Origin of the sequence: Ectopseudomonas toyotomiensis (assembly GCF_017167985.1) — a bacterium.
Classification (GTDB): Bacteria; Pseudomonadota; Gammaproteobacteria; order Pseudomonadales; family Pseudomonadaceae; genus Aquipseudomonas; species Aquipseudomonas toyotomiensis.
On the sequence record NZ_CP070505.1, the window covers coordinates 3550445 to 3572555 of the forward strand.

Annotated in this window: 25 protein-coding genes; 13 read left to right on the forward strand and 12 right to left on the reverse strand. The window is 65.3% G+C overall.

Annotated features, from left to right (window positions below; all coding sequences use genetic code 11):
* Positions 1-137: 137 nt before the first annotated feature.
* Entirely contained in the window at positions 138-1028 is an 891-nt protein-coding gene (locus JWV26_RS16285) for a LysR substrate-binding domain-containing protein (RefSeq protein ID WP_072422916.1), read from the reverse strand.
* 96 nt (positions 1029-1124) lie between these two features.
* Between JWV26_RS16285 and JWV26_RS16290 the strand changes: the two genes are divergently transcribed.
* On the forward strand, positions 1125-1694 hold the full coding sequence (locus JWV26_RS16290; RefSeq protein ID WP_083563712.1) for a lipocalin-like domain-containing protein: 570 nt from the start codon (positions 1125-1127) through the stop codon (positions 1692-1694).
* A gap of 27 nt (positions 1695-1721) precedes the next feature.
* On the opposite strand, the gene JWV26_RS16295 is transcribed toward JWV26_RS16290, so the two are convergent.
* From JWV26_RS16295 to JWV26_RS16315, 5 genes are all read right to left on the reverse strand, one after another.
* Positions 1722-1949 (reverse strand): DUF2790 domain-containing protein, encoded by a 228-nt coding sequence (locus tag JWV26_RS16295; protein ID WP_206417341.1) that lies wholly within the window; start codon positions 1947-1949, stop codon positions 1722-1724.
* Positions 1950-2035: 86 nt separating this feature from the next.
* Positions 2036-2218 carry a hypothetical protein gene (locus tag JWV26_RS16300; protein ID WP_072422914.1) on the reverse strand — a complete coding sequence of 61 codons (183 nt, stop codon included), beginning with the start codon at positions 2216-2218 and terminating at the stop codon, positions 2036-2038.
* A 91-nt stretch (positions 2219-2309) separates the two neighbouring features.
* Positions 2310-3266 (reverse strand): LysR family transcriptional regulator, encoded by a 957-nt coding sequence (locus JWV26_RS16305; RefSeq protein ID WP_072422913.1) that lies wholly within the window; start codon positions 3264-3266, stop codon positions 2310-2312.
* A 49-nt stretch (positions 3267-3315) separates the two neighbouring features.
* A complete protein-coding gene (locus tag JWV26_RS16310; protein ID WP_074913393.1) occupies positions 3316-3918 on the reverse strand; it encodes a LysE/ArgO family amino acid transporter in 603 nt (200 codons plus the stop codon).
* A complete protein-coding gene (locus JWV26_RS16315) occupies positions 3918-4331 on the reverse strand; it encodes an ACT domain-containing protein (protein ID WP_206417342.1) in 414 nt (137 codons plus the stop codon). The genes JWV26_RS16310 and JWV26_RS16315 overlap by 1 nt, the downstream gene beginning before the upstream one ends.
* A 94-nt stretch (positions 4332-4425) precedes the next feature.
* On the opposite strand from JWV26_RS16315, the gene JWV26_RS16320 reads away from it, so the two are divergent.
* Together JWV26_RS16320 and JWV26_RS16325 are read left to right on the forward strand one after the other, a co-directional pair.
* Positions 4426-5328, forward strand: coding sequence for a LysR family transcriptional regulator ArgP (locus JWV26_RS16320; RefSeq protein WP_074913389.1), 903 nt, complete (start codon positions 4426-4428; stop codon positions 5326-5328).
* Positions 5329-5450: 122 nt separating this feature from the next.
* Positions 5451-6449, forward strand: a complete 999-nt coding sequence (locus JWV26_RS16325) for an NAD-dependent epimerase/dehydratase family protein (RefSeq protein ID WP_074913526.1) — start codon at positions 5451-5453, stop codon at positions 6447-6449.
* Here JWV26_RS16325 and JWV26_RS16330 read toward each other — a convergent pair.
* Positions 6440-6727, reverse strand: a complete 288-nt coding sequence (locus JWV26_RS16330) for a hypothetical protein (RefSeq protein ID WP_072422909.1) — start codon at positions 6725-6727, stop codon at positions 6440-6442. The genes JWV26_RS16325 and JWV26_RS16330 overlap by 10 nt on opposite strands.
* A gap of 358 nt (positions 6728-7085) precedes the next feature.
* Here JWV26_RS16330 and JWV26_RS16335 point away from each other — a divergent pair, with 358 nt between their 5' ends.
* Entirely contained in the window at positions 7086-7934 is an 849-nt protein-coding gene (locus JWV26_RS16335) for an ATPase (protein ID WP_206417343.1), read from the forward strand.
* Positions 7935-8046: 112 nt separating this feature from the next.
* Here the strand turns inward: JWV26_RS16335 and JWV26_RS16340 are convergent, their stop codons facing one another.
* Both JWV26_RS16340 and JWV26_RS16345 read right to left on the reverse strand, forming a co-directional pair.
* A complete protein-coding gene (locus tag JWV26_RS16340) occupies positions 8047-9096 on the reverse strand; it encodes an alkene reductase (RefSeq protein ID WP_072422907.1) in 1050 nt (349 codons plus the stop codon).
* A 27-nt stretch (positions 9097-9123) separates the two neighbouring features.
* Positions 9124-9420: an ArsR/SmtB family transcription factor gene (locus tag JWV26_RS16345; RefSeq protein ID WP_169886839.1), complete on the reverse strand. Its 297-nt coding sequence runs from the start codon at positions 9418-9420 to the stop codon at positions 9124-9126.
* 126 nt (positions 9421-9546) lie between these two features.
* On the opposite strand from JWV26_RS16345, the gene JWV26_RS16350 reads away from it, so the two are divergent.
* The gene (locus JWV26_RS16350) at positions 9547-10131 is read left to right on the forward strand and encodes an acyl carrier protein phosphodiesterase (RefSeq protein WP_072422906.1); all 585 of its coding nucleotides are present in this window, start codon (positions 9547-9549) and stop codon (positions 10129-10131) included.
* A 138-nt stretch (positions 10132-10269) separates the two neighbouring features.
* Here JWV26_RS16350 and JWV26_RS16355 read toward each other — a convergent pair whose 3' ends face one another.
* Complete coding sequence (locus tag JWV26_RS16355) at positions 10270-12984, reverse strand: cation-transporting P-type ATPase (RefSeq protein ID WP_206417344.1); 2715 nt, start codon at positions 12982-12984, stop codon at positions 10270-10272.
* Positions 12985-13159: 175 nt separating this feature from the next.
* Between JWV26_RS16355 and JWV26_RS16360 the strand changes: the two genes are divergently transcribed.
* Complete coding sequence (locus JWV26_RS16360) at positions 13160-14008, forward strand: universal stress protein (protein WP_045734270.1); 849 nt, start codon at positions 13160-13162, stop codon at positions 14006-14008.
* Positions 14009-14014: 6 nt separating this feature from the next.
* On the opposite strand, the gene JWV26_RS16365 is transcribed toward JWV26_RS16360, so the two are convergent.
* Both JWV26_RS16365 and olsB read right to left on the reverse strand, forming a co-directional pair.
* Complete coding sequence (locus JWV26_RS16365) at positions 14015-14791, reverse strand: lysophospholipid acyltransferase family protein (protein ID WP_206417345.1); 777 nt, start codon at positions 14789-14791, stop codon at positions 14015-14017.
* A 68-nt stretch (positions 14792-14859) separates the two neighbouring features.
* Entirely contained in the window at positions 14860-15591 is a 732-nt protein-coding gene (gene olsB / locus JWV26_RS16370; protein ID WP_196456797.1) for an L-ornithine N(alpha)-acyltransferase, read from the reverse strand.
* 147 nt (positions 15592-15738) lie between these two features.
* On the opposite strand from olsB, the gene JWV26_RS16375 reads away from it, so the two are divergent.
* The 7 genes from JWV26_RS16375 to JWV26_RS16405 all read left to right on the forward strand — a co-directional run bounded on the left by JWV26_RS16375 (position 15739) and on the right by JWV26_RS16405 (position 22062).
* A complete protein-coding gene (locus JWV26_RS16375; RefSeq protein WP_206417346.1) occupies positions 15739-16629 on the forward strand; it encodes an acyl-CoA dehydrogenase family protein in 891 nt (296 codons plus the stop codon).
* Between the two features lie 66 nt (positions 16630-16695).
* Positions 16696-17481, forward strand: a complete 786-nt coding sequence (locus JWV26_RS16380; RefSeq protein ID WP_074913374.1) for an oxygen-binding di-iron domain-containing protein — start codon at positions 16696-16698, stop codon at positions 17479-17481.
* Between the two features lie 83 nt (positions 17482-17564).
* A complete protein-coding gene (locus JWV26_RS16385; protein ID WP_206417347.1) occupies positions 17565-18683 on the forward strand; it encodes a serine hydrolase domain-containing protein in 1119 nt (372 codons plus the stop codon).
* The gene (locus JWV26_RS16390) at positions 18680-19000 is read left to right on the forward strand and encodes an amidase (RefSeq protein WP_206417348.1); all 321 of its coding nucleotides are present in this window, start codon (positions 18680-18682) and stop codon (positions 18998-19000) included. Before JWV26_RS16385 ends, JWV26_RS16390 begins: the two co-directional genes overlap by 4 nt.
* A 129-nt stretch (positions 19001-19129) precedes the next feature.
* Entirely contained in the window at positions 19130-19702 is a 573-nt protein-coding gene (locus tag JWV26_RS16395; protein WP_074913367.1) for a YceI family protein, read from the forward strand.
* Between the two features lie 2 nt (positions 19703-19704).
* Entirely contained in the window at positions 19705-20859 is a 1155-nt protein-coding gene (locus tag JWV26_RS16400) for a phospholipase D-like domain-containing protein (protein ID WP_074913365.1), read from the forward strand.
* A gap of 186 nt (positions 20860-21045) precedes the next feature.
* Complete coding sequence (locus JWV26_RS16405; RefSeq protein WP_206417349.1) at positions 21046-22062, forward strand: alpha/beta fold hydrolase; 1017 nt, start codon at positions 21046-21048, stop codon at positions 22060-22062.
* Positions 22063-22111 lie beyond the last annotated feature (49 nt).

A 22111-nucleotide genomic window follows, 5' to 3' on the forward strand; every position in this document is an offset into this window, starting at 1 on the left:
CCGCATCATCGGAGCAACGTGGCTCCCGGTCGTCGGGAGCCAGCCGCTGTAGCAGTTGAGAAGCGCAGGCAACGACTGCCTGGATGCAGGCGCTAGGGCGCGGGAGGCCAAAGCCGAGGTGATTTTTCAACAGCCTTCTAGGCCCGTTCGCGGAGGATGGCAATGAAGGCCTGCAACGGCGCCGGAACGTGGCGATAGCTGGAATAGTAGAGACACAGGCCCGGGCAAGGCGGCGTCCAGTCCTCCAGCAGCAAGACCAGCTTGCCTTTCTCCAGTGCCTTGCGAGCAAAAGCCTGTGGGACGTAGGCGATACCCAGCCCGCGGCAGGCGGCCTCGACCAGCAAGTCGTTGTCATCCAGGCTCAATGCGCCCGGTACATCGAGCGCCAGGTGCTGCGTGCCCCGTTCGAACTCCCAGCGGTAACGCTTGCCGCTGGGCATGCGTTGGCGGATGCAGTGATGAGATCGCAGCTCGTCAGGCGTGCCAGGACGCCCGAAGGTGGCGATATACGCCGGTGAGGCGACGGTGACGAAGCGCACGTCACCGCCGAAGGGTACCGCCACCATGTCCTTGGGGACCGACTCGGCCAGGCGCACACCGGCGTCGAAGCCCTCAGCGACGATATCCACCAGCCTGCCCTCGCTGACCAGGTCGAGCTCCACGTGAGGATGGCGTTGCAGGAAAATCGGTATCACCTGCTCGAGCAGCCAGCGCGCGCCGCCCTTGCTGGCATTGATGCGCAGGGTCCCGGCGAGTTCCTCGGGCCCATGGCTGACCGCATCCAGTGCGTCGTCCAGCTCCCGAAGCAGCGGCGTCAGACGCTGCAGCAGCTGTTCCCCAGCCTCCGTCACGGCCACGCTGCGGGTGGTGCGGTGCAGCAGGCGAACCCCCAGGCGTTGTTCGAGCCCCTTGATTGCGTGACTGAGAGAGGAGCGCGATACCCCGAGGGAATCGGCGGCCTTCTGGAAGCTGCGCTGCTGGGCGACCTGAATGAAGGCCTTGAGATCGGGGAGGCTGGCGTTGCTCATTGGTGAACTTTCTTCACGGGGGCGTTCGTATTGGTGCGTCTTATCATAGTTCGACCCGCCTCATACCATCGGTTTCACCCTTTAAGGAGATTACCGATGAAGATCGAGCAGAGCACCCGAGCCTCCCTGTGGATTGAACTGGCTGACAGGGGCTGGTTCTTTTCGCGGCCAGCACTGGTGGCCGGATTGCTGGCACTGACCCTGAGCGCCACGGCCAGCGAGAGCGAATCCGACGCGGGTGCAATCAACCAGGTGGCAGGCACCTGGCGCATGGTTTCCGCCACCCTGGAAGCAGATGACAGGATCGAGCGTCCGTACGGTGACAACCCGCAAGGCATGCTGGTATTCACGCCTGACATGCATTTCGTCGAAGTATTGACCGACGGCGATACGCCGCGTTTTGCATCCGACGCGCGCGGCGGCGGCAGCGACGAAGAAAATCGCCGTGCCATGGCGTCGAGCATCGGCTTCTTTGGCACTTACAGCGTCGACGAGCAAGGGCGTTTTGCCGGTAACCGGGTCGAGGGCGCCACCTTTCCCAACTGGGTCGGTGGCGTCAGGACGACGAAGGAGTTGCAGCTGAGGGTCGAGGGGGATCGGATGTACGAGACCTTCACGCGCCCGGATGGTGGTCGCTTCAGCGCCGAGTTCGTGCGGTCCAGGTAGAGCCAGGATGTGTGGCATTTGAGGTGGTCAGTAGCGGCAGTCTTCGCCGGTACGTTGGTAGATCAGGGTGTGCTGTTCACCTTTGGAGTCCAGATAGACCATGCGGGCTTCACCCGCTTCGCAGCCGTGCGGCAGGGTCTGACTGATGACCTTGGCGATGTCCAGGTGCATGCCGTAGTGGTAGTGCTCGGGCGTTTCGGCATGTGCCAGGGTAGCGGCGCAGCCGAGGGCGAGCAGGCAGGCGATACGTTTCATGATGGCCTCGATGCAGGAAAAAGGGCCGTGTCAGCGGCCCGAGGGACGCCGGTCAGGAGCGCGGCCGGCGCCAGGTAAGCCTGGGTTTAGCCGTGCTGGCCGGTACTCTGCGTGCTCGCGGTTTGCGCCTGCTGGGTGGCTGTGGCGTGCGGCTGTTGCTGGTGGGCCTGTTGATGAGCGACGAAAGCCGCCGACTCTTCGGCGAAGCAGGCCTGAGTGGCCAGCAGAGTAGAAAGGGACAGGACAGTGGCAGTGAGAAGGTTCTTCATTGGGGGCGATCCTCTTGGGATTCTTCGTGGGTTCGAAGTCATCCTAGTGAGGCATCGAGGTGCGAAAAAGCGCGTTCCGGGTGAATGACCATTACCTATCGCGCAACAATCCTGCAGGCGTCGCCCAGTATTGCGCGTCGTCCAGTACCGCTTCGTCAGCGCGTAGCAGCGGCGGCAGTTCGGCCTTGAGGAACTCCACCCAGGTGCGGGTCTTGGCATCGAGAAAGCGTCGCGACGGATACATCGCATAGATGTTCAGGGCGCGCAGCCGGTGCTGCGGCAGGATGCGCAGCAGGCGTCCTTCACGCAGCGGCTGGCTGGCGACGAACGAAGGCAGCAGGCAGAAACCCATGCCGGCCTGGGCCGCCTTGACCAGAGCTTCAGCGACGTTGACCTGGAAGCATTCGGCCGGCAGCGCCTCCAGTTGCTCGTCGCCGAAATCCCATTGGCCACGGTACAGCGGGTCGGTCAGGCGCAGGTAGCGGTGCTGCTGCAGATCGCTCGGCTGTTGCGGGATGCCATGCTGGGCCAGGTAGCTGGGGGCGGCGCAGAGTACGCTGTAGACCGGGCCCAGGCGTTGCGCCACCAGTTGCGAGTCCGGCAGGTCGCGGGCGAAGGCGACGGTCACGTCGTGGCCGTCTTCGAGCAGATCCGGGGTGCGTTGCGCCAGGGTGAGCTCTACCACCACCTGTGGATAACGCTCGGCGTAGCGGGCGATCAACGGCGTCAGGTGCTGCAGGCCGAGGCCGGTCATGGTGTGCACGCGCAGGCGACCGCTGGGGGTGTGATGCGCGCCGCGCGCTTCGGCGTCGGCTTCGTCGATCTGGCCAAGAATCTGCCGGCAGCGCTCCAGATAGCGCTCGCCGGTTTCGGTCAGCGCCAGGCGCCGCGTGGTGCGCTGCAGCAGGCGTGCCTCGAGATGTTGCTCCAGCTCGGTGATCAGTCGCGATACCTGCGCGGTGGACAGATCCAGCACCTGGGCCGCAGCGGTGAAGCTGCCGCGCTCGACCACCTGGACGAACACGCGCATCGCATGCAGGGTATCCATTGTTGCTCCTGGCGTAATAGGCCAGACGCATTATGCGCGACTGCGAACCTTACAACGCACCCAGAATCAACTGCGCCGCCACTGTGAACATCATCGCCGCCACGCCCAGATCGATCAGGCGCCAGGTCAGTGGCCTGGCCAGCCAGGGCGCCAGCCAGGCGGCGCCGAGCGCCAGGGTACTGAACCAGAGAAAGGACGCGCTGGCCGCGCCTGCGGCATAGGCACCAGGTTCAGGTTGCTGGGCGCCGAGCGAGCCGATCAGCAGTACCGTATCCAGATAGACGTGCGGGTTGAGCAGGGTGACCGCCAGCGCTGCGAGCAGCACCGCGCGCAATGAGCGCGGTTCGCTGCCGGCCGCCTGCAGCGATTGCGGGCGCGCGGCGCGTAGCAGCGCTTGGCTGCCATACCAGATCAGGAAGGCGGCGCCACCCCAGCGGGCGATGGCCAGCAAGGTCGGGCTCTGTGCCAGCAGGGTGGCCAGGCCGAACACGCCAGCGGCCACCAGCAGGGCATCGCAGACGATGCACAGGGCTGCCACTGGCAAATGATGTTCGCGGCGCAGGCTCTGCGCCAGGACGAAGGCGTTCTGCGCACCGATGGCCATGATCAGACCGATGGCCACCAGCAGGCCGTTGCTGTAGCTCTGCCACATTATGTCGGCTCCGGAATGGACGCCGCCGACAGGGCGCGCAGGGTGGACAGCGCTCGTTCGGCTCGTTCGCTGGGCACGAAGATATGGTCGTGATGAAAACCTGCGACCACGTTGCAACTGATGCCGGCCTGCGCCAGGGCGGCGGAGAAGGAAGCAGTAAGACCCACGGCAGCCAGCGACGAATGCACCTCAAGGGTGATCCAGGCGGCGACGTAGTCGTAGTGCAGGTCGTGGGCATCAGCGACTTCGCGCGTCAGAACCAGGCTCAGACCTTCAGGCTCGCGCATGCTGGCGACCGGCTGCAGGGCGCTGCAGTCATGCTCGGCCGGGACACAGCAGAACACGTACTGACCGGGATTGAGCTGCGGCGTCATGCTCTGCAGCAGGCGTGCGAGGTTGGTTTCGCCAGACATGGCGGGCTCCTGATTGGGTTGAATGCTGGCGAGTCTGCTGTGTGTGGATGTATAAGAGAAACCAATATTGCTGATCACTCATTAGGAAAATCGATTGTTCGATTACAAACTTCTCGCCGCCCTGGCGGCGGTGGTGGAGCAGGCCGGCTTCGAACGCGCGGCGCAGGTGCTGGGGCTGTCGCAGTCGGCGGTGTCGCAACGCATCAAGTTGCTCGAGGCGCGTGTCGGCCAGCCGGTGCTGGTGCGCGCGACACCGCCAGCGCCCACCGAAATCGGCCGGCGTCTGCTCAACCATGTGCAGCAGGTGCGCCTGCTCGAGCGCGACCTGCAAGGCCAGGTGCCGGGGCTGGATGAGCAGGCCTTGCCCGAGCGTCTGCGCATCGCCATCAACGCCGACAGCCTGGCGACCTGGTGGGCGGCGGCGACGGCGGAGTTCTGTGCCACCCAGCAGGTGCTGATGGAGCTGGTAGTGGAGGATCAGGAAGTCGGCCTCAAGCGCATGCGAGCGGGCGAAGTGGCCGGTTGCGTGTGTGCTGCCGAGCGCCCGGTGGCAGGTGCGCGCAGTCTGGCGCTGGGGGCGATGCGCTATCGCGCACTGGCCAGCCCGGCCTTTATCGCCCGGCATTTTGCCGCTGGCGTCAGCGCTGACGCGCTGGTGCGTGCGCCGGCCATCGTTTATGGCCCGGATGATCAGTTGCAGCATCGTTATCTGGCGGGCCTCGGTGTCACCGGTGCTTTTGCCTATCACCTGTGCCCCTCGTCCGAAGGTTTCGTGCGTCTCGCTGAGGGCGGTTTGGGCTGGGGCCTAGTGCCGGAACTGCAGGTGCGCGAGGAACTGGCCAGCGGCAGGCTGGTGGATCTGCTGCCCGAGCGCTGCATCGATGTGCCGTTGTACTGGCACCATTGGCGCAATGGCGGCGAGTTGCTCGGCGAGCTGACCGAACGCCTGCGTCGCGCAGCCGGCGGCGCGCTGGTGCAGGTACAACCCGGTCCGTAGGGTGCGCCTGGCCAGGTGAGTGCGGCCTGGTGGGTCGGTATTCTGGCCGTTACCGACAGGGCAGCGGGGATCGAGCGCTGCTAGAGTGCGGCAACTACAAGAATCAATGGTAGGGGATGGCGATGAGGATTCTGGTCACCGGCGCGAGTGGCTTCATCGGGGGGCGCTTCGCTCGTTTCGCGCTCGAACAGGGCCTGGATGTGCGGGTCAACGGCCGTCGTGCCGAGGGCGTGCAGCATCTGATCAAGCGCGGCGCCGAGTTCGTCCAGGGCGATCTGGGGGATGCCGAACTGGCCCAGGCGCTGTGCCGGGATGTCGAGGCCGTGGTGCACTGCGCGGGTGCGGTGGGCGTGTGGGGCGACTATGCGCATTTTCATCAGGCCAACGTCACGGTCACCGAGAATGTCGTCGATGCCTGCCTCAAGCAGAAGGTGCGGCGCCTGGTGCATCTGTCCTCACCGTCGATCTATTTCGATGGCAAGTCCCATGTCGATATTCGCGAGGAGCAGGTGCCCAAGCGCTTCTCCGATCACTACGGCAAGACCAAGTACCTGGCCGAGCAGCAGGTGTTCGCCGCGCAGGAGTTCGGCCTGGAGGTGATCGCCCTGCGTCCGCGCTTCGTCACCGGCGCGGGTGATACCAGCATCTTCCCGCGCTTGATCGGCATGCAGCGCAAGGGGCGTCTGGCGATCATCGGCAATGGTCTGAACAAGGTCGACTTCACCAATGTGCACAATCTTAACGACGCTTTGCTCAGCTCGTTGCAAGTGGGCGGGGCGGCGCTCGGCCAGGTGTACAACATCAGCAACGGCGCGCCGGTGCCACTATGGGATGTGGTCAATTACGTGCTGCGCCGCCTTGAGTTGCCGCCGGTGACGCGGCATGTGCCGTTCCCGCTGGCTTACGCCGCGGCGACGCTCAACGAAGGCGTGTGTCGGATGCTGCCGGGGCGGCCAGAACCGAGTCTGTTTCGCCTTGGTGTGGCGGTGATGGCCAGGGATTTCTCCCTGAACATCGACCGTGCCCGCGAATACCTTGGCTACGAACCCCGGGCCAGTCTGTGGGACGCACTGGATGAATTCTGCACCTGGTGGCAGGCGCAGATGGGACCTCAGGCGTAGATGCGTTGGCCGCGATAGATGCGTACCGAGCCGGTTGGCGCGCCGACCGGTATCTCGACGGCGGCCAGTGGGGTGACCGATGCGCGCTGCGGTTGATCGGACAGTTCGGCCAGGCGCTGGCCGAGGCGGCGGGTTTCTTCATCGTCGGATTTCAGGCTGCCATCGAGCATGGCGCCGACCGCGTTGGGCTGGCTCAGGCGAATGTCCACGTCTTGCTCTTCGCGTAGACGGCGACGCAGCGCTTTCATGCAGTCCAGTACTTCTTTGTTCAGTTCCATTGCCACTTCCCCCGATTGGTTGAAGGGTCACGGACTTCGGTGTTCCACACCTTCCGCAACCTGAACAGCCTCTTCCCTGCGGCTGTAACACCCGTTCGTGTTGTATTGCTTTGCAGAACTTTCAGGCCGCCTGCTGGCTTGTGAGCGACGCGCTATCGGCTCGTTCACGACGGGAGAAAAAGCAAAGTGCGTACCAGTTCATGTTTTGCGGAACTGCTGGGCTGCAGGCGAGTCGATGGCCCTGTCGCGCCCTTCGTCGGTGCGCCGCGCACCTGCTTGGCGCGACGCTGATGGTGTAATGGCGAATCGGTATACTGCGCGGCATTTCCGTTCATTCGTTCCAACCATAGGTCCGACCATGCGTAACGACGCCAACGACGAACTCGACAATCTGCCCAGCCTGACTCCGGAGCGCCGTGAGGATTTCGCCGAGCCGCGTGAGGAGCCGGCCCCGCGCAGCAGCCGTGTCACCAGCAGCAAGGCTGCAGTGGCCAAGGGCGCCAGTACCGGGCCGCTGTGGGCGCTGGTTGGTGCGCTGAGTTTCGCCCTGGCCGGCCTGGGCTGGTGGAGCCTGCAGCAGATCGGCCTGATGGAGCAGCGCCTGGTGGCGACCCAGGAAAGCTTCGCGCGCATCAGCGAAGAGGCGGCCGGACGAATTCAGGATATTTCCGGCAAGGTGGTGGCCACCGAGTCCAACGTCACCAGCGGCAGCGAGGCACTCAAACTGCAGGTCAAGCAGCTGGAAAATCGCCTGGCCGAGCTGGGCAAGCAGCAACAGCAGAGTGCCACGGCGCAGGCGGCGCTGGACAAGCGCATCGAGCAGTTGGGTGCGGAGCTCAAGAGTGGCATCGGCGCCAGCGCCGACTTCGACAAGCGTCTGCAGGCGCTCTCCACCGAGCAGGCAGCGCTGAAGTCCGCCCAGGCGGATGCCAAGGCGACCCAGGCCGAACTGGCCAAGCTCGATACCCGCATCAAGGCCCTCGGTGGCGATATCTATGCGCTGAAGAAGCAGGGCAATCCGGCGCAATCGATCCGTAGCCTGGAGCAGGATCTGCTGGTGCTGCGCAGCGAGCTGGACAACCGCCCGGCCACCAGTGCCGGTCCGAATACCGCCGAGTTCGATGCTTTCCGTGCGCAGATGACGCGCAACATCAATACCCTGCAGAGCCAGGTGGTGAATCTGCAGCAGCAGATCAATCAGCGCTGAGTGCCACCATCTCGATAAACGAACGCCCCGCGATGCGGGGCGTTCGTTTATTGGTCGCAGCTAAAGCCCCTCCCGCAGGGTATCGCTTGCGGGAGGTGCATCAGCTGCGATCTTACAGGCGCGGATAGTCGATATAGCCGACCGGGCCGGAGCCATAGAAGGTTTCCGGGTGCGGCTCGTTCAGCGCGGCGTCCTGTTCCAGGCGCTCGGGCAGGTCCGGGTTGGCGATGAAGGGGATGCCGAAGGCCACGGCATCAGCCTTGCCTTCGGCCAGCCAGGCGTTGGCCTGATCTTTGGTGAAGCGTTCGTTGGCGATGAATACGCCGCCGAATTCCTTCTTCAGTTGCGGCGTCAGGCTGTCGTCGTCGGCTTTTTCGCGAGCGCAGATGAAGGCGATGCCGCGTTTGCCCAGCTCGCGAGCGACGTAGCCGAAGGTTTCGCCGCGGTTGGCGTCACCCATGTCGTGTGAATCGGCACGCGGTGCCAGGTGTACGCCGACGCGGCCGGCGCCCCATACCGAGATGGCTGCATCGGTCACTTCCAGCAGCAGACGCGCGCGGTTCTCGACGCTGCCGCCGTAGCGGTCGGTGCGCTGGTTGGTGCTGCTCTGCAGGAACTGGTCGAGCAGATAACCGTTGGCGCCGTGGATTTCCACTCCATCGAAACCGGCGGCCATGGCGTTCTCGGCGCCCTGACGATAAGCCTCGACGATATCGGCGATTTCTTCGGTCTCCAGCGCACGCGGGGTAACGAAGTCCTTGATCGGACGCACCAGGCTGACGTGGCCGGCCGGTTGGATCGCGCTGGGGGCGACCGGCAGTTCGCCGTTCAGGTAGATGGGGTCGGAGATACGGCCGACGTGCCACAGCTGCAGGACGATCTTGCCGCCGTTGGCGTGTACCGCCTGGGTGATGTTGCTCCAGCCGCGGATCTGCGCATCCGACCAGATGCCGGGGGTGTTCGGGTAGCCCACGCCCATCGGCGTGACGGCAGTGGCTTCGCTGATGATCAGGCCGGCCGAGGCGCGCTGCACGTAGTACTCGGCCATCAGCGCGTTGGGCACACGGCCTTCGTCGGCGCGGCAGCGGGTCAGCGGTGCCATGATGATGCGGTTGTTCAGCTGCAGATCACCGATCTGGATGGGGTCGAACAGTGTGGGCATGGTGGTTTCTCCGAGGGAAAGGTCAAATCAGAGTTGCTGGCCGAGACGCTCGACAAAAGCCTGGATCAGCTCGTCGTTGCGCTTGAAGAAATGCCACTGGCCGACCTTGCGACTGGTCACCAGACCGGCGCGTTGCAGGGTGGTCAGATGGGCGGAAACGGTGGATTGCGACAGCCCGGTGCGCAGGAAGATCTTGCCGGCGCACACGCCGATCTCCAGCGGGTGATCCTGTTCGGCGAAGTTGAGCTCGGGCTCCTTCAGCCAGTCGAGGATGTCGCGGCGCACTGGGTGGGCGAGGGCCTTGATGATGGTGTCGATGTCCATGGCGGTGTCGGTGTGTATCGTCATGGGGCGAACCTTATATCGTCTCTGGACGATATACAGATCGATTGTTCCAATAGTCTCCATCAACGGCTTCGATTGTCCTGCTCAGGGCGGTAAGCTCGTGTCATGAACTATCTGGCCCATCTCCATCTTGGCGGCGACGCACCGCCGCAACTGCTCGGCAGCCTGTATGGCGACTTCGTCAAGGGCCCCCTGGCCGGACGCTGGCCGACAGAGATCGAAGCGGCCATCCGCCTGCACCGGCGCATCGACGCCTTTACCGACAGCCACCCGCTGCAGGCACGCGCGCGTGCCCGGTTTCCCGCCGCGCGGCGACGCACGGCCGGCATGCTGCTGGACCTGTTCTTCGACCATTGCCTGGCCCGCGATTGGGCCGAGTATGCGGCGCAGCCGCTGGACCATTTCACCCGCGAGGTGTACCGGGTACTGGCCGCCGAGGCCGAGCTGCCAGGGCGCCTGGCGCTGATGGCGCCGCGCATGGCGGCGCAGGACTGGCTGGGCAGCTACCGCGAGTTCGCGGTGCTGGAGCAGGTGATCGCCGGCATGCAGCGACGGCTGTCGCGGCCGCAGTTGCTCGACGGCAGCCTGGCGGAGTTGGAGCGGCTGTACGAGCCGTTGAGCGAGGATTTTCGCGCCTTCTACCCCGAACTGATGACCTTCGCCCAAAGTGAGCGACGTGAGCTGGTTTGAGCGGGCCCTCGTGGCAGGGGCTTTAGCCGCGATGGCCATGGTAAAAGCTCGCCGCTAAAGCGCCTCCCACACTGTTGCCTGCGCCCTTGGGACGGGGCGATAGCGTCAGCTCCGTAGGGTGCGCCGTGCGCACCGCGGTCACCCGCTCGGCTGCAGGTGCCAACGCCGGATCAGCCACTTCTCCAGTTCGGCGATGACGAACACCGCCAGCCCGGCCAGCACCACGCGCGCCCACTGCGCCGCATCCAGTGCGGTGGAGTGGAACAGCCGCTGCATCGGTGGCGCGTAGGTGTACAGCGCCTGCAGCAGCAGGCAGGCGGCGATGGCCAGCAGCACAGCGCGGCTGCCGAACAGGCCCTTGAAACTGAGCACCGAGGCGAAGATGCGCCGGCTGTTGATCAGGTAGAACACCTCGCACATCACCACGGCGTTCAGTGCCATGGTCCGCGCGCTGTCCAGCCCGGTGCCCTGTTGCAATTCCCAGAGGAACAGGCCAATGCCGGCGCCGGCCATCAGCAGCGACACCAGCAACACGCGCCAGACGAAGAAGCCCGACAGCAAGGGTTCGTCTGGTGCCCGCGGCGGACGGTCCATCAGCCCGGACTCGGCCGGTTCGAAGGCCAGGGCCAGGCCCAGGGTCACCGAGGTGACCATGTTGATCCACAGCACTTGCGCCGGGGTCAGTGGCAGGGTCAGCTGGAACAGGATGGCGGCGATCACGATCAGCGCCTGGCCACCGTTGGTGGGTAGGGCGAAGAGGATGAACTTCTTCAGGTTGTCGTAGATCGCCCGGCCCTCGCGCACGGCGCCGGCGATGGTGGCGAAGTTGTCGTCGGCCAGCACCACTTCGGCCGCCTCCTTGGCCGCCTCGGTACCCTTGTCGCCCATGGCCACGCCGACGTCGGCACGTTTCAGAGCCGGGGCGTCGTTGACGCCGTCGCCGGTCATCGCCACCACTTCGCCACTGGCCTGCATGGCCTGTACCAGACGCAGCTTGTGCTCCGGGCTGGCACGGGCGAACACCTCGACGCCGGGCAGCACCTCGCGCAGGCTGCGCTCGTCGAGCAGCTCCAGCTCGGCGCCGGTCATCGCTGGCATGTCGATACCAATGCCCAACTGGGCGCCGATGGCGCGGGCGGTTTCGGCGTGGTCGCCGGTGATCATCTTGACCCGGATACCGGCGCGTTGGCATTCGGCGACGGCGGCGATGGCTTCCTCGCGCGGCGGGTCGATGATGCCTACCAGGGCCAGCAGGGTCATGTCCTGCTCCACATCGGCGAAGCTCAGGCTGCGTTGGGAGGCCGAGGCCTTGCGGCTGGCGATGGCCAGCAGGCGCAGGCCACGGGCGGCCAGGTCGGTGGCCTGGCGCCTCCAGTAGTCGGCGTCCAGCGGCTGCACGCCGCCGTCGGCATCGCGCTGGTCGCTGCACATCTCCAGCAGGCGCTCCGGCGCGCCCTTGAGGAAGATCACGCCATGATCCTGATGGTCATGGTGCAGGCTGGCCATGAAGCGATGCTCGGACTCGAAGGGAATGCTGTCGCTACGCGGCAGTTGCAGTTTCAGCGTCGGGGTCTCCAGCCCGGCCTTCAAAGCCAGGGTATGCAGCGCGCCCTCGGTGGGGTCGCCCTGCAAGCGCCAGCTACCCGTCGCGTCTTGCTGCAACTGGGCGTCGTTGCACAGGGTAGCGGCGCGGGCGATTTCCAGTAACGCGGCATCCGGCTCCAGCAGTGCACCATCGAGATGGAAGGCGCCCGTCGGGGCATAGCCGATGCCGCTGACGTCGAGCACGCGGCTGGCGGTGACCAGACGCTGCACGGTCATTTCGTTGCGCGTCAGGGTGCCGGTCTTGTCCGAGCAGATCACCGTCACCGAACCGAGGGTTTCCACGGCTGGCAGACGCCGCACGATGGCGTTGCGCCCGGCCATGCGCTGCACGCCGAGGGCGAGAATCACCGTCATCAGTGCCGGCAGGCCTTCGGGGATGGCGGCAGCGGTCAGCGCCACCACCATCATGAACATCTCGGCCGGGTCCTGGCCGTGCCAGAAGGTGCCGAGGGCGAAGGTAGCCATGGCGAAGATCAGGATGGCCAGTGCCAGCCAGCGACTGAATTGCTCGATCTGCCGCAGCAGCGGCGTGGTCATCGCCTGCACCTGTTGCAGCATGGCGCCGATGCGGCCCAGCTCGGTGCTCGCGCCAGTGGCCACCACCACGCCGCTAGCCTGACCGCTGGCCACCAGGGTGCCGGAATAGGCCATGCAGCGGCGGTCGCCCAGCGCCGCATCGGCCTGACAACGGGCCAGGGATTTTTCCACCGGTAGCGATTCGCCGGTCAGCGCCGCTTCTTCCACCAGCAGGTTCTTCACGCTGATCAGGCGCAGGTCAGCCGGCACCTTGTCGCCGGAGGCGAGCAGGACGATGTCGCCGGGTACCAGCTGATCGGCGTCGATCTCCCGGCGTTCGCCGCCACGCATGACCAGGGCGTGCGGCGACAGCAGGTTGCGGATGGCGTCGAGGGCATTCTCCGCCTTGCCTTCCTGGATGAAGCCGATCACCACGTTGATCAGCACCGCAGCGAGGATCACCCCGGTATCGACCCAGTGGCCGAGCAGGGCGGTGACCAGGGCGGCAGCCATCATCATGTACAGCAGCACGTTGTGGAACTGGTACAGCAGGCGCAGCAACGGGCCGCGCCGTTTCGGCGGTGGCAGACGATTGCGGCCGTGGCGTTGCAGGCGCAGTTCGGCTTCGTCCTGGCTGAGACCGCTGGTGGTGCTGTGCTGCGTGTCGAGCGCTTGTTGTGCAGTCAAACCGTGCCAGGTGTGGTCACTATGTTGTGAGGGGGCATTGCCCATGCGGTGCGTCTCCTTGGTTGGGCCGGGCTGAGCTTGTCGGCCGCCATCCGGCGGGCAGTGAGCAGTCCTGATTACCCTAGTCCGCTTTACCGCGTCGGGCCTGACCTGCATCAAGGAGTACGGAGTCGAGAGGCGCTTGAATGTAACGCGGTGTTAAACCCATGGAGGAAACGAGATGATCAAGATTCTGGTAGCGACCGACCTGTCTGAGCGTTCGGCGCATGCGGTGCAGCGCGCCGTGCAACTGATTCGCCGTCAGGGTGGCGGTGAGTGGAGTCTTCTGCATGTGATCGATGACGATGCGCCGGCCGCGCACGTGCAGCGTCAGGTGCAACAAGCCGAGACGCTCTTGCAGGCGCAGGCCGAACGCCTGGGCGAGCAGGCCGGCAGCGTTCCGCGGGTGATCGTGGGCACTGGCGAGGCCGCGGCGGTGATCGTCGAGAGCGCGCAGGGCATGGGCGCCGATCTACTGGTGGTGGGCGCGCATCGCAAGTCGGCGCTGCGCGACTTCTTCGTCGGCACCACGCTCGAACGCGTGGTGCGCAGCAGCCATCTGCCGGTGCTGCGGGTCAATGGCCCGGTAACCCACGAGTATCGTCATGCGCTGCTGGCGATGGACCTGTCGCGTACGTCGCAACAGGCTCTGAACCGGGCGCGTGAGCTGGGCCTGGCGAGCCTGGACAACCTGCATGTGGCCAGTGCGGTCGAGCCGGTGGCGGCGGGTGCGATGATGGAAGCCGGCATCAGCGCCGAGGTGCTGGAGAACCAGCGCGAGCTGCTGCGTCAGCAACTGGTGGAGCGCCTCGATGCAGTCGGTGCGAAGCTGGGTCACGAGCGTTTGCTGGTACAGATTGGCTCACCGGAAGGGGTGATTGGCGAGGCCTTGCGCCACTCCGGAGCGGACCTCCTGGTCCTGGGCACCCACGCCCGTGAAGGCGTTTCGCGCTTCTTCCTCGGCAGCGTGGCCAGCCAGCTGCTGGCGTCGGTCGACAGCGACGCCTTGATCGTGCCGCCGGCTGACTGAATGCGCTCAAGCCGCCTCGGCCTGCTCCTGCTCGGCTGCATTCAGCAGCAGGGCGCTGGCGATGATGGCCTGGCTGTGCCGGGCCAGTTCGTTGCGGCTGCGTGATTCGCTGGGAATCGGCGCGAGCAGGCGGATCTCCACTTCACAGGCCGAGCTCGAGAGCAGGCGCAGCAGGTGCGAGAGCATGTCGTCGTCGCCGATAAAGGGCGCCACGGGGCAGGGCTGACCGTCGCGCAGATAACGGATGGCGACGGGTTGTACGGCCACGCCGCTGTCGATGGCGCTGCTCAGCAGGCGGCCGTGGAAAGTGCGCAGCGCGAGGCCGTCGGTGGTAGTGCCTTCGGGAAATATCAGCAGGTGATGACCCTGCTGCAGATGTCGAGTGAGCTGCTGGCCGACCTGGCTGCTGTCGCCCGCACCGCGGCGGATGAACTGCGTGCCGGCCTTGTGTGCCAGCCAGCCGGCGACCGGCCAGTCGCGCACCTCCGCCTTGGACAGGAAGGACAGCGGCTGCAGGGCGCCCAACAGCGGAATGTCGGTCCATGACACATGGTTGCTGACCCACAGCATCGGCTGCGTCGGCAGCTCGCCCTCGACCCGTACGCGAAATGGCAGGGCGCGGCCCAGGCGCGCCAGGAACCAGCGCGTCAGACGCTGGCGCAGCGGCATCAGGTCGTGCCGAACCACCCGCTCGAACAGGCTGACGATGCCGGCCAGCAAGGTGCCGAAGGCGATTACCAGGGCCAGATGAAAGAGGCGCAGGGCCAGGCGCAGTCGGGGCATGCAGGACTCCAGATGAAAAAAGCCGGCCTCTGTCTACAGGGCCGGCGCAGGGGATGCAAGTGTAGCTGTCAGACTGCCGCCTTGAAGTGCCGAGCGTAGCGTGGGCACAGCTCGTCACGCTTGAGCAGGATGAACACGTCGGCCACCTGGAAGTCGCGGTCCCAGCAGGGCTCGCCGCAGATTTTCGCGCCCAGGCGCATGTAGGCCTTGAGCAGTGGTGGCATCTCGGCGATGACGTTGCCCGGCAGATCCAGTTGCGGCAGGGGATGTTTGGGCTCGGCACGCAGGTGTTCGGTGCACAGGTAACGTTCGCGCAGACGCTGCATCACGGCATGCGCCTGGATGCCGCCGTCCTGCATGGAGATGCTGGCGCAGCCCATCAGGTAGCGGTAGCCGCCTTCGTTGAGTACCTCGGCCAGTTCGCCCCAGAGCACGGCGATGGTGGCGCCGTTGCGGTAGGCGACATCGACGCAGGTGCGGCCGATTTCCAGCACCGGGCCTTCCAGTTTGGCCAGGCCGTGCAGGGCGAATTCCTCTTCGCTGTAGTAGCGACCGAGGCCCGCGGCGGCCTGGTGATCGAGCAGGCGAGTGGTGGCGACCAGTTCGCCGCTATTGAGGTCACGCACGCCGATATGGCGGCAGTGGATGTCGTAGTCGTCCATGTCCAGACCCAGTTCGGCGCCGTTGAGCTTGGCATCGAATTCCGCGCTGAATACGCGGTAGCGCAAGGCCTGAGCTTCACGCAGGGCGGCGGGGCCTTGCAGACGTTCGGCCTGCAGACGGCGAGCGGTTTGAGTCATGCCAGATCCTCCGTGTGCCGGCTGAATGCTTGCAGCCGGTCGATCTTGTTGGGCAAGCTCAGGCTAGGTAGCTGCGGTGTCACCACCGTGACGCTTTTTTGATGCTTATGTGACGGCGCACCTGGCGCTGCCAAGCGGAGGCCCACGATGCCCTGGTCGAGTCTGTTTCAGCCCATCGAACGCCTGGCTGCCGAAGCCGGCCTGGAAGACTGGTACGCTCGCCTGCTGGCGCGCCTGGGGGATACGCCGCAGCCTTTCGAGTTGGCGTTGGTGGGGGGCTTGCAGGCGGCCACACCGGGCTTGGCCTTTCTCGCCGGCTATCAGGCGGCGTTGCGCATGCTGTGGCCGGCGGCGCCCTGGACAGCAGGCGCCCTGTGCGTGACGGAGAACCGCAGCACCCGCCCGGCGGACATGAACACGCGTATCGACGGCCTGCAGATCACCGGCCGCAAGGATTTCGTCACCGCCGCCGAATGCGCCGACTGGCTGCTGGTGGCGGCGCGCGAGGAGGACGAGGGGCAGGCGCCGCGTCTGGCTCTGGGCGTGGTGCGCCAGGGCGCGCCGGGTGTACGTATCGAACCACTGCCGGCGCTGCCGCTGATGCCGGATATCGGCCATGCGCGATTGCACCTGGAACAGGCCCACGGCGAGCGCCTGGCCGGCGACGGCTGGGACGACTACGTCAAGCCCTTCCGCACTCTGGAAGACGTGCACGTACTTACCGCTGTTGTCGCCTGGCAGTTTGGCGTGGGGCGCGATTGTGCCTGGCCTGAAACGCTGCTATTGCGCCTGCAGGCGCTGCTGGCCGGTTGTGCCGAGGTCGCGCGGCAGGCGCCCGATGCGCCCACTACCCATCTGCTGCTGGCCGGGTTGTTCGCCGAGCAGCAGGCGTTGGCGGGCGAGTTGGCGGTGGCCTTTGCCGGCGGCCCTGTGCACTGGGCCGAGCTGTGGCAGCGCGACAAGGGCTTGCTGCGCATCGCCGAGGCGGCGCGCAGCAAGCGTCTGGAGAAAGCGCGGCGGATTGTCGCCGGCCGTTGATCCATATCAGTACCGGCTGGCGGTCGTGCACTTAAGGTTGCCTCGCGAATCATCCAAGAGGTTTCCATGCGCCGCGAGCCCATCGTGCTGTTCGATAACGGCAGCCACCAATGCCTGATGTTCGATGACCTGGTCAGCGGCGAAGGCGTGCAATCCAACCAGTTTCTGATCACCGACAACGAGCAGTACCTGCTGCTCGATCCGGGTGGTGATCTGACCTACACGCCGCTGTCGCTGGAACTGTCCAAGCACATTCCGGTGCAGGACCTGACCTACATCTTTGCCTCGCACCAGGACCCGGACATCATCGCCTCGCTGGACAAGTGGCTGTTGCACACCCGCGCGCGGGTGATCTGCTCCAAGCTGTGGGCGCGTTTTCTGCCGCACCTGACCGCCAACTACCTGGTGTTGAGCCGTGGCATCAACACCTTCGATCGCATCATCGCGCTGCCCGATCGTGGCCAGAGCATCCCGCTGGGCAAATGCACGCTCAAGGCCGTGCCGGCGCACTTTCTTCACTCGGTGGGCAACTTCCAGGTCTATGACCCGGTGAGCAAGATCCTTTTCTCCGGTGACATGGGGGCCTCGATGGTCGACGACGCTTCGCCGGTGCGCGACTTCGTCAACCACGTACCGAACATGGAAGGCTTCCATCGCCGTTATATGGCCGGTAACAAGGCCTGTCGCCTGTGGGCGGCGATGGTGCGGCAGATGGATGTGGAAATGATTGTGCCGCAGCACGGCCGGCCCTTCGTCGGCGCGGAAATGATCAGCGCCTTCCTCTACTGGATCGAGAATCTGGAATGCGGTCTCGACCTGATGGGGCCTGAGGATTACCAACTGCCCAAATGAAGGTGAGAGATGGCGTTTTCGTCGCTTCAAGCCGTCATCATGGCCATGCTAGGGTGCGCCACGATTTCTGATCGAGGCCGCCCATGCCTATTTCCTTGCTTCGTCGATTGAGCCTGGCGCTCGGTTTCAGCCTGGCTGCCAGCACCGCCCAGGCGCAGAACTGGCCGCAACCCGACTGGCAGAGCCAACCCCGCGTCGAGAGCGCCGCGTTGGCCGAGCTCGAACAGTATGCCTTTCCGGAACGCGATGACGTCGAACGCACGGGCGTGCGTACCGATGCGCTGCTGGTGATACGCGACGGGCAGATCGTTTACGAGCGCTACGCCGAACCAACCACGGCGCGGACCGCGCACCTGACCTGGTCGATGGCCAAGAGCCTGCTCGCCACCACCCTCGGCGTCGCTTACGGCGAGGGGCGCTTCAAGCTCGATGCACCGGCCGCGCAGTACTACCCGGCGATGGCCGAGCATCCGCAGATCAAGATCGGTCACTTGCTCAACTGGGCCTCGGGCCTGGCCTGGGAAGAGGATTACGAGTATGCGCCGCTGAAATCCTCGGTGGTGGCCATGCTCTACACCCGCGGCCGCACCGACATGGCGGCCTTCACCGCCGAGCATGCGGCGGACGCCGTGCCGGGCACGCGCTTTCGTTATTCCAGTGGCGACAGCAACGTGCTGGCTGCCGCGTTGCGCGGCATGGTCGGCGAGCAGGCTTACGCTGACTATCCCTGGACAGCGCTGTTCGAGCCGCTGGGTATCACCAGCGCGACCTGGGAGCGCGATGCCAGCGGCACCTTCGTCGCGTCGTCCTATGCCTACCTGAGCGCGCGCGACCTGGCCCGTGTCGGCCTGCTGATGCAGCGCGGCGGTCGCTGGGGCGAGCGCCAGTTGCTGCCGGCTGCCTGGGTCGATTTCGTATCCACGCCTTTCGCTGGCTACCAGCCGCAGTTGGCCAAGCCGGGTGATGCCGTGCCAGGCGGGCATTGGTGGCTCAACGCCGAACTGCCAGGCAGCACGCGGCCCTGGCCGGATGCACCGGCCGATACCATCGCTGCGCTCGGGCATTGGGGGCAGGGGCTGTACGTGATGCCACAAGAAAACCTGCTGGTGGTGCGTTACGCCGATGACCGCGACGGCAGCTTCCAGCACAACGAGATGCTCAAACGGGTGCGTGCGGCCTTCGCCGAAGAGGTGCAGCCATGATTCGTCGCCATCCGATCCGCAGCGCGCTGGTGCTACTGTTGGTCCTGCTGCTGGCCTGGGCCTGGCCTAATCGCGCCCATCTGGCCGCCTTCCCCGACATCATCGGCGCCTATACGGCCAAGGAGTACTGCTCCTGCCGCTACGTCAGCGGCAACCCGGCGGCCTACTGTGAAGGCTATGTGAGGCAGTATGTGCCGATCAGCAGCCTGCTCGATGACGAAGGCGCCAAACGCGTCACCGCCACCGGGCTGGGCCGCACTCACAGCGCGGCCTGGCTGAGCGAGCGGCAGGGTTGTCAGTTGTTGCCGAGCAAGTAGGGCGGGTGAAACCCGCCACCTCGGATGCGGCGGGTTGCACCCGCCCTATGGTGCTGTGGGCGCCGGGCTTTGCAAGGCTCGCGCTGGCGACTATCGTTGCCGCCTGGTCATGCCGTTTTTCGAGTTCTCATGCGCCGTTCGCTTCTCGCCCTGTTGCTTGCCGCTGCCTTGCCCGTTCACGCCGACTGGTATCTGGACAACGAGTCCTCGCGGCTGTCGTTCATCTCCACCCATTCCGGCAGTCAGTCGGAGGTGCATCGCTTTCTCACCCTGCACGGGCAGATCGCGGCCGATGGTCGCGCGCGCCTGCGCGTGGATCTTGACTCGCTGAGCACCGGTATCCCGCTGCGTGACGAGCGCCTGCGCACCATGCTGTTCGATACTTCGCGTCTGCCCGAGGCGCGCATCAGCGCACAGGTCAACCTGCCGCAACTCACCGACCTGGCACCCGGGGCGCAGCTGGAGTTGCGCTTGCCCCTGCAACTGACCCTCAACGAGCGCACGCGCGAGCTGCACAGCGAACTGTTGGTGACGCGGCTGGATGATCGCCGCTTCCAGGTGGTGACCCTGGCGCCGCTGGTGCTGCACGCCGAAGATTTCGCCCTGGCCAGCGGCGTCGAGGCGCTGCGTAAAATCGCCGAACTGCCGGCCATCAGCCTGTCGGTGCCGGTGGGCGCCGTGCTGATCTTCACGGCGCGTTGAGCGTGCATGCGCGCGGCAGCATCTTTCCCTGGCGAGGCGGCAATCGCTTCGAATTGCTGCTGGACGGGCCGGTGTTTTTCCCGCGTATGCTGGCAGCCATCGAGGGCGCCCAGCAGCAGGTGGAAATCGAGCTTTATCTGATCGAGGACGGCAGCTGCAGCGAGCGTCTGGTCGACGCGCTGTGCCGAGCGGCTGAGCGTGGGGTGAGGGTTCGTGGTCTGTTCGATGCCTACGGTGCGGCAGGCCTGGGCATCGCGTTACGTGAGCGCATGCAGACCGCCGGTGTGCAACTGCGCTGGTACAACCCGGTGCGCTGGCGGCGGGGTATCCGCAACTTTCATCGCGATCACCGCAAGCTGCTGCTGGTGGACCAGCGCCTGGCCTATGTTGGCGGCACCGGCTCCACCGATGAGTTCTGGCTGCCAGACGAGCTTCGGAGTCCCTGGCACGAAGCCATGGTGGAAATCGAAGGGCCGCTGGTGGGCGACTGGCAGCAGCTGTTCGAGCAACTGTGGCTGGCGCGCTTTTCCTGGCGCCCGAGTTATCAGCCGATACCGCTGAGCCTGCCTGAATGCCCGCCGGCCGGCGTTGGTCTGGGGCGCGTGGCCTATGCCGATGCGGCGCAGCATCGCGACATTCTGCTGTCGCTGTTGCGCGCGCTGAAGGGCGCCAAGCAGCGCGTCTGGCTGGCCACTCCTTATTTCCTGCCGACCTGGAAAATCCGCCGCGCCCTGCGCCGCGCTGCGGCGCGCGGTGTCGAGGTGCGCCTGCTGCTGGCCGGGCGCAACACTGATCATCCGCCGGTGCGTTTTGCCGGGCAGCGCTACTACCCCAAGTTGCTCAGGGCCGGGGTGCGCATCTTCGAATACCAGCCACGTTTTCTGCACCTGAAGATGGTGCTGGTGGACGATTGGGTCAGCGTCGGCTCGTGCAACTTCGACCACTGGAACCTGCGTTTCAACCTCGACGCCAATGTCGAGGCGCTGGACCCGGATTTTACCCGGGCAGTGACGGCCAGCTTCATCGAGGACTTTGGCGTCAGCCGCGAGATCACCCTCGATGATTGGCACCAGCGCCCCTGGTGGCGCCGAGCGCAACAGCGCCTGTGGGGCTGGCTGGACCGGCTGGCGGTGAATCTGCTCGATCGCTGGCGCTGAACGCCTGAGCGATCCGCTCGGAGCCATGAGCAACGTTGAAAGGCTCTATCTCAAGGTTTTCGGTCATATCCTGCAATGCATTGCTGCCTTAGCGGTGGAGGTCGGTTGCTATAGTCGATCGCTTCTTTACGCCTGCGTCTGGTCGTAGCGGGCGTTCAGCATTGAACCCGATACAGGAATGCGCCCGTGACGAAAACCCTGCTCATCGCGACACTTTCCGCCAGCCTTCTTCCCCTCTCCGCGCTCCAGGCTTCGCCGCAGGCGGGGTATGGCCCTCAGTTGGAAGGTTTCGAGTACCCCCACCCGATCCAGCGCTTCGAATTCAGTTCGCAGCAGCAGGATCTGTCGATGGGCTTCATGGACGTGAAGCCAGCCGGCCAGGCCAATGGCCGCACGGCGGTGTTGCTGCATGGCAAGAATTTCTGCGGCGCCACCTGGGAGGCGACCATCAAGACCCTGAGCGATGCCGGCTACCGAGTGATCGCGCCGGATCAGATCGGTTTCTGCAGCTCGAGCAAGCCGCGTGGCTATCAGTTCAGCTTCGGCCAACTGGCCAGCAATACTGACGCGCTGCTGGAGTCGTTGGGTGTGGAGAAGGCTACGGTGATCGGTCATTCAATGGGCGGCATGCTGGCCGCGCGTTATGCCCTGAGCCATGCCTCGCGCGTCGAGAAACTGGTGCTGGTCAACCCTATCGGTCTGGAGGACTGGCAGGCGGAGGGCGTGCCCTACATGACGGTCGACCAGCTCTACGAAGGTGAGTTGAAGACCTCCTACGACGGCATCAAGAACTACCAGCTGAAGTTCTACTACAACGGTGTGTGGAAGCCCGAGTACGACCGCTGGGTGGACATGCTCAACGGCATGTACAGCGGGCCGGGCAAGGAGGTCGTCGCCTGGAACCAGGCGCAGACGGCAGAGATGCTGTTCACTCAGCCGGTGGTGCATGAGTTCGCCAATATCAAGGCGCCGACCCTGTTGCTGATCGGTGGTAAGGATCGCACCGCGCCGGGCGCCAACCGCGCGCCTGCCGATGTCGCCGAGCGCCTTGGCAACTACCCGGAACTGGGACGCAAGACCGCCGAGGCGATCCCCGACGCGAAGCTGGTGGAGTGGCCGGAGCTGGGCCATTCGCCGCAGGTCGAAGCGCCGGTGCTGTTCCACGAGGTCCTGTTGCGCGAACTGGCGGCCAGCAGCAACTGATCGACCAGGCAGAGCCCGATTCCGGGCTCTGTCGATGGCGATCGGATTA